The organism is Candidatus Kuenenia sp., from assembly GCF_039794105.1.
Classification (GTDB): Bacteria; Planctomycetota; Brocadiia; order Brocadiales; family Brocadiaceae; genus Kuenenia.
This window is the reverse complement of sequence record NZ_JBDIWA010000039.1, coordinates 22,059-31,375: the sequence shown is the minus strand read 5'-3', so window position 1 is coordinate 31,375 and position 9,317 is coordinate 22,059. Positions and strand designations below refer to the sequence as shown.

The window sequence follows — 9,317 nt, the reverse complement described above, 5'->3', positions numbered from 1 at the left end:
AATATAAGCAAAACAGAGCAGTCAAAAACATCCTTATAATAACGATAAAACAGCAATTTATAAATAAAAGGGTTTTTCAGTTTTTTTCAGACAACTGAAAAACCCTTTTTGCGTAAATGCTCAATAAATGGTATTGATACAAACATGTGTATGTGATCTATGCATGCCTTTTCTTCGCCGATGAAAAAACTACCTTTGAGACTGTCAACTTGCCCATCTTGTTTTGTATAAAAATTGTAGTTGTATAGTAAAAATAACGTATTTTGATCATTCATAATAAATAAGGAGATATTATGATTATTCCTGAAATTAAAAAAATGTCTACCGTTGAACGGTTATAAGCAATAGAAGAATTATGGGATGCTTTGTGTCACGAAGACCAGGAAATCGAATTTCCTGCATGGCATGCAGAAATTCTTGACAAAATAAAAAAGAAAATTGAGAGTGGCGAAGCAGAATTCATTAATAGACAGGTAAGATTGTCATTTAACACAGTTATTAAGAATTACGAAAAAATTTGTTGTTAGTCAGTAATGGAATTTCTACAAGAGGGATTATATTGAAGGTAAGAGTCACTTCTAAAGGCCAAGTAACTATCCCCAAAGAAATCAGAGATAAAATCTAGAGGAGGTATAGAAGAATGGGTACTAATACTTTAAATAAATTAATAGAAGATTTTAGCCAGTTACCATTGGAGGATAAGGAGTATGCAATAGATGTCATAAAAAAACAATTAATAGAGGCTAAAAGGGATGCTATTGCGAAAAGAGCTAAAGAGTCTATGACTAATCTCAAAAAGGGATTAGTTAAAAAAGGAACTGTAAAAGATTTATATAAGGATTTAGAAGGTGATTAAAATAGTATGGGATCAAGGTTTTAAGCGGATTTACAAAAAGAAGATAAAATATAATGACGAACTTAAAAAGAAATTTTGGGAAGCTATAGCGTTATTTTCAAAAACCCCCTTTCATACATGATTAAAAACACACAAATTGATGGGAAAACTTGAGGGTTTTTGGGCATTTAGCATTGCCTATGATTATAGAGTGGTTTTTAAGTTTATAGATGATGACGAAGTTTTGCTAATAGATATCGGAACTCACGATGAAGTTTATTAAAACATTAAAGACTTAAAATCCAAAGGAATGATTTAATCACGAATATAAGAATCAAAACTGTGACTAAATTGTGACCGAACACAGCGGAATCGGAAAAGGAATCAAAAGGAACTGCCGGAATTTTTGGCAAGTAGTAAGTGGTTTTATTATAATTAATTACAGTCGTAATAGACACAAGGCCAGCATGCTATAAAAAATGTAAAAAATACCCTTTTAAGAAATGGGGGGTGCAAAAGGATACAAAGAGGGACACTTCCCTTATTTGTCACCAAATCAAGCAAGAAATATGGGAAGTGTCCCTAATTTCCTCTTTTTGCGTATAGTCAAATAAATCTATTTTCGAAAAACATTACAAGCAGGGGGGTGAAGCATTTGCTTGTTTACAGTATAACTTATTCAACAGACCGGAGTTGGCACATGTACAGCATTTACATCTCTTCTTATATGCAGGCAAATGCTTCGCCCCCTGCTTTTTAAAAAGCCAAATTACCGCTAAATTTCTAAAATCAGATTTGTTTGACTATTTGCTTCCAAAATGCATCCTTTGCGATTCAAGAAAAATACTCGATCAAGATTTACAATAGCAGTATCCGGGATAGTAGGATTATCTATTTAAAAAAATGAAAAGGTAACACATTCAATTTCACGTCTTTAACATTCAATTCCCGCGAAGATAATATTTTGACGTCGGTTTTAACCCTTCGTCAAGTTCGTATACAAGGGGTATGCCTGTCGGGATGCTTAACCCGGCGATTTTATCGTCTGGTATATCATCAAGATACTTGACCAAAGCCCTTAAACTATTTCCGTGAGCTACAACGATAACCCTTTTTTTCTCACGTATTGCAGGTGCTATGACCTCATTCCAGTATGGCAAAAATCGAAAAATGGTATCTCTTAAGCTCTCGGTGAAAGGTATTTCTTCTTTACTAAGATCCCGGTATCTGATGTCGTTGCCGGGGTAACGGTTGTCTGTTAACGTAAGAGAGGGCGGAGGCGTATCATAACTTCTTCTCCAGAGAAAGACTTGTTCTTCCCCGTATTTTTTAGCCACCTCTGCTTTGTTCAAGCCTTGTAATGCGCCATAGTGCCTTTCATTCAATCTCCATGTTTTGTGTACGGGTATCCACGCTAAATCCATTTCATCCAAAATATACCACAAGGTTTTAATTGCCCTTTTAAGGACGGAAGTGAAGGCAATATCAAAAACATATCCCTCTTTTTTTAAAATGCTCCCAGCCTGTTTTGCCTCTGTAATTCCCTGAGCCGATAAATCAACGTCCGTCCACCCGGTGAATATATTTTCGTAATTCCATATACTCTCACCATGTCTTACCAGTACCAGCTTTATCATTGGTCTAAAAACTTTCTCAGTTTTGCAACAGTTTCGCTTGTTGAAATTTCCCAATAAAATTTATGGTCAAACGTGTGGTTTTATCTCAGAAAGAACCTGAAATGAGGTGTTCGATTAACTCGTGACCCTTGCGGATATGGAGTTTTGACGCCGCAGCATTTGCTTCTGTAAGCGGCTTCCCATCACCTTTTTGAATGCCGGTGCCGCATATTACAAAGGGCACGGGTTCCGGGGTGTGAGTTCTTTTTTCAATTGGTGTGTAATGATCCGGCAGCACCAGAATACGAAGTTCCTGAAATGAGTTCCCGGCATCTATAATTGGCCCGATAATCTTACTGTCAATTTGCTCAATAGCAGTTACCTTTTCTTTTATATTGCCTGCGTGTCCTGCTTCATCGGGCGATTCAATGTGCACCAGTACCATATCATGGTTTTCCAGTGCTTCAATGGCATATTTCCCCTTGTTGCTGTAATCAGTGTCGTAGTATCCTGTAGCGCCGGGGACGTTTATAATGTCCCATCCCAGATAGAGAGAAATGCCCTTGATCAAGTCCACTGCCGTAATCACAGCGCCTTTTAAATTGAATCGTTCCTGGAACGAAGGCATTCTGGGGCGATATCCGTGACCCCATAGCCAGATCATATTGGCAGGGTTTTCCTGAAGGTCAATACGCACCTTGTTTATGTCATGATTGTCCAGTAGTTCCCGCGAGCGTTCCATGATATCAATGAGGATTTCACTTCCTTTCCCCTTTGGAAGATGTGCTTTAATCGATTTTCCCATAATGTCATGAGGGGGAAAACATGTGGTGTTTATTTTCTGCGTACCTTTATACACCATAATGTGGCGGTAGCTTTTCCCTGTATAAAATTGGATAGCATCATTCCCGAATCGTTCATTGAGCAGTTTTATAAGGATATCCGCTTCTTCCGTTTTAATGTGTCCTGCACAAAAATCTACCAGGGTGTCTTCGTTGGCAGTAATGAAATTGCATCGGAATGCGCAGTCTTCTTCTTCCAGTTGAATACCAATACTTGCCGCTTCCAGAGGGGCCCTGCCAGTGTAATAATCACTTGGATTGTATCCCACTATCGTAAGGTTGGCAACGTCGCTTCCAGGAGGGAATCCTCGCGGAATCGTCTGAACGGTGCCTATCCGGCCGTTTTCAGATAAGAGGTCAAGATATGGCGTACGGGCGGTCTCAAGGGGCGTCCTTCCTCCCAGTTTTTCTATTGGATAATCTGCCATGCCGTCAGGAATGATAATGCAGTATTTCAAAAATGTCTCCTAACCCGAACGAGTCGGAAAAAAATAAAAGGAGAGAAGGGGGGTTCGATGGAGAAACGGAGCGTAAAAAGAATAAAAACAGCATTTGGAATGTTTTACCCTTTTTCCTCTTTATCCCTTTCACCTTTTTGTAAAAAAAGTGTTTGCTAAAAATGTCAAAATATTTGTATCCAGCGCTTATTCTTCAACACGCAGGAATCGTGTTTGATCTTTTACGACGTCTAATTGTTTGATTTCAGAAAGCGCATTCAGCAAATTGCCTTCTTCCGCAATATGGGTCATCAGAATGAGGGGGACATGTCCCTTTTCTTTTGCCTGTCGTTGAATTACCGAGGCAATGCTTATTTCATGATTTCCCAGTATGCCGGAAATTTTTGCCAGTACACCGGGTTTGTCTATTACGGAGAACCGTAAGTAATATCGTGTTTTTATCTCTTTCATATCGGCGACGGAAACGCGTTCGCATTGCCCGGAAAAGATTTTCATTGTATTGAAGGTAATATTTGCTCTCCCGAGCGCCACGTCAACAATATCAGCGACTACTGCGCTTGCCGTGGGCATTTCTCCGGCGCCTCTTCCGTATATCATTGAATCTCCAACAGCGCTTCCTTTGATACAGATGGCGTTAAATACCCCGTTTACTGAAGAAAGAGGGTGTTCGTGTGGCAGGAGTGTCGGATGTACCCGCAATTCAAGACCAATCTCTCTCTTTTTTGCTATTGCAAGAAGTTTTAAGGTATATCCCAACTCATGGGCGTACCATATATCAGAGAGTTCGACTTTACTGATACCCTCACAATAAATATTTTCGTAATCAACATCCACTCCAAAGCCAATCCTGGCAAGGATTGCAAGCTTGTGCGCCGAATCAATGCCTTCAACGTCCATCGTTGGGTCTTTTTCAGCATAACCAAGTGCTTGTGCTTCCTTAAGGGTTGCGCTGTATTCGACGTTTTCTTTGGTCATCCGGGTTAATATATAGTTAGTCGTGCCGTTAACTATTCCCAAAATACATTCAATCTTGTTTGCGATAAGGCCGTCTCTAAGTTCTGCGATGATCGGAATGCCCCCTCCAACGCTTGCTTCGAAAGAGATGCTTTTCCCGTGTTGGCGGGCTTTCCTGAATAATTCTGAGCCATGGAGGGCAAGGAGCATCTTGTTTGCAGTAACGACATCCTTTCCGTTTTCAAGCGCCTTGATGACAATTTCCTTTGCTATGGTCGCTCCGCCTACAAGTTCGACGATGATGTGGATATTTGGGTCATTTAATAAGGTATTTGCGTCAGTGGTAAATGTCACAGCAGGAGGTAAAGCTATTTTATTCTTAGCATCAGGATTACAATCGGCTATACCCATTAATACAGGGATAGTGTCTAGTTTTTCCCTGAGGGGAGAATTGGCTTCCAGAAGAATTTTTGCGACTCCCGTCCCAATAGTGCCCATACCGATAATACCTACGTGTATTCTTTTCATAGTTAATCCCGAGAGTTTTTCAAAATGTACGATAGAACGCAAAAAATAAGTACAATTCTTTTGTCGGAAAGAATTAAAAATGCACTATACCGAAACAATTTATTTATTGTCAATGAAATTTGCTTTCTGAAAAATGGTTTTATATTCTTCGACAATTAATACTTGTAATGTTAGTTCCTACCTGAAAGCTACCCCGAAAGCCTTATCGCTGTAGCCTTGCAAGGTAATTCGTTACTGGTGTTCATAAAGCAAAGTCGTACCTCAGTCGTACTTTATTTATTGTGCTATAGCAAATACCGTCTTTGGTGTTGTATTTAACACATGTTCAGTCAAGGCGTTGATAGCTACCTTCTTTGAGTCCATGCCGGTATGAGAGTATTTTTGTAGCATTCCTAAGCTTGAATGTCCTGTCATGCCTTGCACTACCACCGCACCAATACCTAATTCACCTTGCAGGAGACTGGCAAAGGTATGTCGTAGATTGTGAAATGTAAAGTTCTGAATGCCTAAGCCTTTGAACAAACTGCTAAAGTGACAGCTATGATTAATTCTCGCCCGGTTTGTTACCTTGTCCTCTACGAATAGCTTGTCACCCGGATTCGTTTCTTTATACCGCAACAACTCCCCGGCTAGATAGTCAGATATTGGGATTGATACCATCTTACCGGTCTTGTGGTTAGAAGTGATTAAACCATTTTCAAAGTCTATATCCGCCCACGAAAGACCTAAAACACCGCCTAAACGTAACCCGGTAAAGAGTCCTACCAATACCATCAGGCGATCTTTTCCTTGCAGTTTATCAAGCAATAAAGCTATTTCGGCTCCTGATAATATCCGGTCTTTCGTTTGTGCTGTCTTGAGTCTCTTTACGTTCTGGCATGGAGTTTTGTCAATTACCCCCTCTTTTATTGCCGTATTGTACAAATGGGTTAATATTGCAACATCCTGATTTATGACCGAATCCCTTACCTTGTCCTTTTCTCTGCGTTCAATTCTGAATTTCTCAATGATAAACGTAGTTATCTTGTCCAGCCGGTAATCCCCAAGATACTGCGACAATACATTAATGGCTCTTTTCTTTGACAGTAAAGTATTCTCTTTGTCGCCCTTAGAAAACTCTAAATACTTTTTGGTGTATTCTTTCAGCGAAGGTGTCTTTCGTGTTTGCGGCAACCCTATCATACCCCGTCTGATATTGCTCCGGATATCTTCTAAACGCTCTCTGGCTTCCGTCCGTGATATGCCGGGAAAGACCTTCGACACCCACCTGCCGTCCGTTTCCCGGTAATCAATCGCCCATGCTCCACAAGGCAAAGATACCCCTGAAGGACAATGCGACCCCCGCTTTCCTTTGCAGTCGATCCCTTTTGTAACGACCTTGCCATGCTTATCTCCAGCATTACGCTTGCCCTTGCATTGTGGGAAATACTTTCTAAACCTGACTCCCATTTTCACCCCCTGTAATAAAAAAGGCAACAAACACCCTTGAATGACGGTTCAAGAATGCCGTTGCCCCTGATTGCCTGTTTTATCAGGCATATTCTCTATTGTGTCCGTCAACACCAGTAAAACCGTACGTACTTATCGTACTTTCTTATTATTGTCAATGTATTTCTTATGTGTTCTTATCTGCTTTATTTATTATTTCTTTTTATTAGTGTATTTAGTAGAATGTTGTGTATGAAAAAGTATGAGAATTTAGCAAAAACGATTTACGATATCGGCAAGCTTTCTTTTGCTACATTAATTTTAGGTCAATTTGTATCGCATAAGTTCAGCCTGCTTGTTACGGTTTTTGGTATCCTGCTTACAGGTTCAGCTTTTTTTATAGCCTTTAAAATTGAAAACAGAAAGGATATAAACCAATGAACGAAACAAACCTTTTAGTAATCTTTGGTGTCGGGATAGTCGCCTTATGGGTGTTATATTTTTTCATTGCCAGAAAAGAGAAGCATTCTAAGCACACCCACTAAAAAACCATGCCTATAACTAACCTTAGCAATAGTGTCATGGCTGACCCCGGCTATCTTGGCAAGCTCTCTCTTGGTGTCGATTTCTTGTTTGTCAGATTTCTGACAAACACGGTTTTGCGTTATCGCTTTTTCTGTTTATTAGCGCATACATACTTGAAGGAGTAAAAAAAAATGAGTAATCTCGCAATGACATTTTTAATAACCATGATACTTAGTGGAATAGTTTTGGGTATTATTTTATACACTCAAAAAAAACATAAACGCTCCCACTAAAAACCATGCCTATAACGAAAGAATTAGAAAACATAAGAAAGTTTGAGTCTGTCGGGTTCACACATGCACAAGCTGAAATCCTGGCCGAAACCATAGAGCAATCACATATAGACGGACAAAAGGATTTGAAAGAGTTTATAAACGAAAAACTCGACAAACTCGAATTGCGCATAAAAGCATCACATGCCGATTTGCTTATGAAGATATTTGCCATAGTAGCAGGCTGCACCAGCATTGCCGTTGCTGTTTCAAAACTGCTATAAGCCGGTACAAATACACCGGCAAACAGCCTGCACTATCACAAAGAAAACCGCCCATAATAAGAAATTATCAAAGATCCAAAAATCATCCCATCGCATTGAACAGGCTCCTGCTTACAGCCGGTTTGAAGTTCATATAAAGAATTTCTGTCGTAAGAGGCTTTGTTTCCCCGGCTGATTTATAACTACCTTTAAAGCTTTCATACGTATACCGCTGCCAACCCTTGTATAAATCATCGTACAGGCTATTGGCATAGTGTGATATCATGCACTTGCCCTTGATGCTACGAAGCAATTCTGCCAGCTTTAAATGGCTGTTTTCTGTGAAACTGTCGCCATAATAATACTCACTGCCATAATACGGAGAATCGACATAGAATAACGTTCCCGGACTATCATAACGCCTTATACAATCGGCATAATCAAGGCATTCAATCGTCACACCCCGAAGCCTGTTTGCAATATGCCCAAGGCTGTCTATGGTATTGCAATAGCTTTGTGCCGGATTACGACCTGTTATAGAAGGCATTGCAAAGCCCCCTGTCGCCATATCCCCGCCATAAGTAGAACGGTTAAGATAAAACCATTCTGACGCTTTCTCAATTTCATCCTGTGGTAAATTGCCAGCTTTCCATCGGGTCCGTATCTTCTGCCAGAGACCTCTTGCATACGGCATATATCCAAGTATTTTTACAAGCTCTTGTCTCTTTTCAGCGTCTTTTATCACCTGAAAGAAGCTTATTAAAGAATTATCAATATCGTTTAAGACCTCAACCGGTGAAGGTCTTTTGCTGAAAAGCAGATGACCCGCACCGGAAAAGACCTCAACGAAGCAAACATGACCCGGCATGAATTGCGATAACCACCCGGCTAAGTGATACTTGCCGCCAATTCTGCATACTGGTGACCTAAGCATTTGAAGTTTCCAGTTCCTTTTCCAGTCGCCGCTGTTCTTCCTGCAATTCCTGTAAACTCATTGTTAACTGCCTCATATCAACGTTGCTTGTACTCTTGCCACGCTCCAGCCTGCCAGCATTGTGTAGCTGCGCAAAGGCATACGCCGCATTGTTTAAGCTCGCTTTTTCGATTGTCTCAGTGTCCATAACTTTTTCAAGCATGGTCAATTCTGCACTATTCAGCAAGTCTGCCTTGTATTTCGAATAAGCCTCTATCTCACCGGGTTCTTTCAATATCTTGGTAAACCGGCTTAACGCTCCATGTACAGCAGACTTATGGCAGCCAAAACGTTTGGCAATTTCGCCATATGTCAGCTTGTTTACCAGCCGCAGTTTCAACGCTTCCGCAAGGTCTATCTTCCTAAAGACTAACGGCTTACGGTCTACCGCTTTGTTCTCTAGCGTTTCGCCTTTTTTAGTCATTGTTCACCATCCGGCTTTCTATGAACGCCTCAAGGTCTTTCAAGCGGAACATGTTCAATTTGCCAAGTTTGCAGACTGGAAGTTGCTTCCTCATGGTGAGGCTATACAAACTGCTTTTCTTAATGCCTAAGAAGTTTGCCGCTTCTTCCATATTTATAAGTCCTTTTACTACTTCCATTTACATTTACTCCTTTATAAA

General features: G+C 40.3%; 11 protein-coding genes. 4 read left to right on the top strand and 7 right to left on the bottom strand.

Annotated features, from left to right (window positions below):
- Positions 1-640: 640 nt before the first annotated feature.
- Entirely contained in the window at positions 641-856 is a 216-nt protein-coding gene (locus ABJL82_RS14550) for a hypothetical protein (protein ID WP_347275425.1), read from the top strand.
- A 136-nt stretch (positions 857-992) separates the two neighbouring features.
- Entirely contained in the window at positions 993-1,118 is a 126-nt protein-coding gene (locus ABJL82_RS14545; RefSeq protein WP_347275424.1) for a hypothetical protein, read from the top strand.
- A 658-nt stretch (positions 1,119-1,776) separates the two neighbouring features.
- Here ABJL82_RS14545 and gpmA read toward each other — a convergent pair.
- From gpmA to ABJL82_RS14525, 4 genes are all read right to left on the bottom strand, one after another.
- Entirely contained in the window at positions 1,777-2,472 is a 696-nt protein-coding gene (gene gpmA / locus ABJL82_RS14540) for a 2,3-diphosphoglycerate-dependent phosphoglycerate mutase (protein WP_347275423.1), read from the bottom strand.
- 85 nt (positions 2,473-2,557) lie between these two features.
- A complete protein-coding gene (locus ABJL82_RS14535; protein WP_347275422.1) occupies positions 2,558-3,751 on the bottom strand; it encodes a cofactor-independent phosphoglycerate mutase in 1,194 nt (397 codons plus the stop codon).
- Between the two features lie 186 nt (positions 3,752-3,937).
- Positions 3,938-5,233, bottom strand: coding sequence for a homoserine dehydrogenase (locus ABJL82_RS14530; protein ID WP_347275421.1), 1,296 nt, complete (start codon positions 5,231-5,233; stop codon positions 3,938-3,940).
- Positions 5,234-5,509: 276 nt separating this feature from the next.
- The gene (locus ABJL82_RS14525; RefSeq protein WP_347275420.1) at positions 5,510-6,682 is read right to left on the bottom strand and encodes a tyrosine-type recombinase/integrase; all 1,173 of its coding nucleotides are present in this window, start codon (positions 6,680-6,682) and stop codon (positions 5,510-5,512) included.
- A 231-nt stretch (positions 6,683-6,913) separates the two neighbouring features.
- Between ABJL82_RS14525 and ABJL82_RS14520 the strand changes: the two genes are divergently transcribed.
- Positions 6,914-7,102 (top strand): hypothetical protein, encoded by a 189-nt coding sequence (locus ABJL82_RS14520; protein WP_347275419.1) that lies wholly within the window; start codon positions 6,914-6,916, stop codon positions 7,100-7,102.
- Positions 7,103-7,484: 382 nt separating this feature from the next.
- Positions 7,485-7,742: a hypothetical protein gene (locus ABJL82_RS14515; RefSeq protein WP_099323726.1), complete on the top strand. Its 258-nt coding sequence runs from the start codon at positions 7,485-7,487 to the stop codon at positions 7,740-7,742.
- Between the two features lie 82 nt (positions 7,743-7,824).
- Here ABJL82_RS14515 and ABJL82_RS14510 read toward each other — a convergent pair whose 3' ends face one another.
- The 3 genes from ABJL82_RS14510 to ABJL82_RS14500 are packed head-to-tail and all read right to left on the bottom strand — an operon-like array spanning position 7,825 to position 9,296.
- Entirely contained in the window at positions 7,825-8,655 is an 831-nt protein-coding gene (locus ABJL82_RS14510; protein ID WP_347275418.1) for a DNA adenine methylase, read from the bottom strand.
- Entirely contained in the window at positions 8,648-9,118 is a 471-nt protein-coding gene (locus ABJL82_RS14505; protein ID WP_347275417.1) for a hypothetical protein, read from the bottom strand. Before ABJL82_RS14505 ends, ABJL82_RS14510 begins: the two co-directional genes overlap by 8 nt.
- Complete coding sequence (locus ABJL82_RS14500; RefSeq protein ID WP_347275416.1) at positions 9,111-9,296, bottom strand: helix-turn-helix domain-containing protein; 186 nt, start codon at positions 9,294-9,296, stop codon at positions 9,111-9,113. Before ABJL82_RS14500 ends, ABJL82_RS14505 begins: the two co-directional genes overlap by 8 nt.
- Positions 9,297-9,317 lie beyond the last annotated feature (21 nt).

Bases quoted from the DNA above. Each gene is read 5' to 3' on its own strand.
- ABJL82_RS14550 (WP_347275425.1), top strand. From the start codon at position 641: ATGGGTACTAATACTTTAAATAAATTAATAGAAGATTTTAGCCAGTTA.
- gpmA (WP_347275423.1), bottom strand. From the start codon at position 2,472: ATGATAAAGCTGGTACTGGTAAGACATGGTGAGAGTATATGGAATTAC.
- ABJL82_RS14530 (WP_347275421.1), bottom strand. From the start codon at position 5,233: ATGAAAAGAATACACGTAGGTATTATCGGTATGGGCACTATTGGGACG.
- ABJL82_RS14525 (WP_347275420.1), bottom strand. From the start codon at position 6,682: ATGGGAGTCAGGTTTAGAAAGTATTTCCCACAATGCAAGGGCAAGCGT.
- ABJL82_RS14520 (WP_347275419.1), top strand. From the start codon at position 6,914: ATGAAAAAGTATGAGAATTTAGCAAAAACGATTTACGATATCGGCAAG.
- ABJL82_RS14515 (WP_099323726.1), top strand. From the start codon at position 7,485: ATGCCTATAACGAAAGAATTAGAAAACATAAGAAAGTTTGAGTCTGTC.
- ABJL82_RS14510 (WP_347275418.1), bottom strand. From the start codon at position 8,655: ATGCTTAGGTCACCAGTATGCAGAATTGGCGGCAAGTATCACTTAGCC.
- ABJL82_RS14505 (WP_347275417.1), bottom strand. From the start codon at position 9,118: ATGACTAAAAAAGGCGAAACGCTAGAGAACAAAGCGGTAGACCGTAAG.
- ABJL82_RS14500 (WP_347275416.1), bottom strand. From the start codon at position 9,296: ATGGAAGTAGTAAAAGGACTTATAAATATGGAAGAAGCGGCAAACTTC.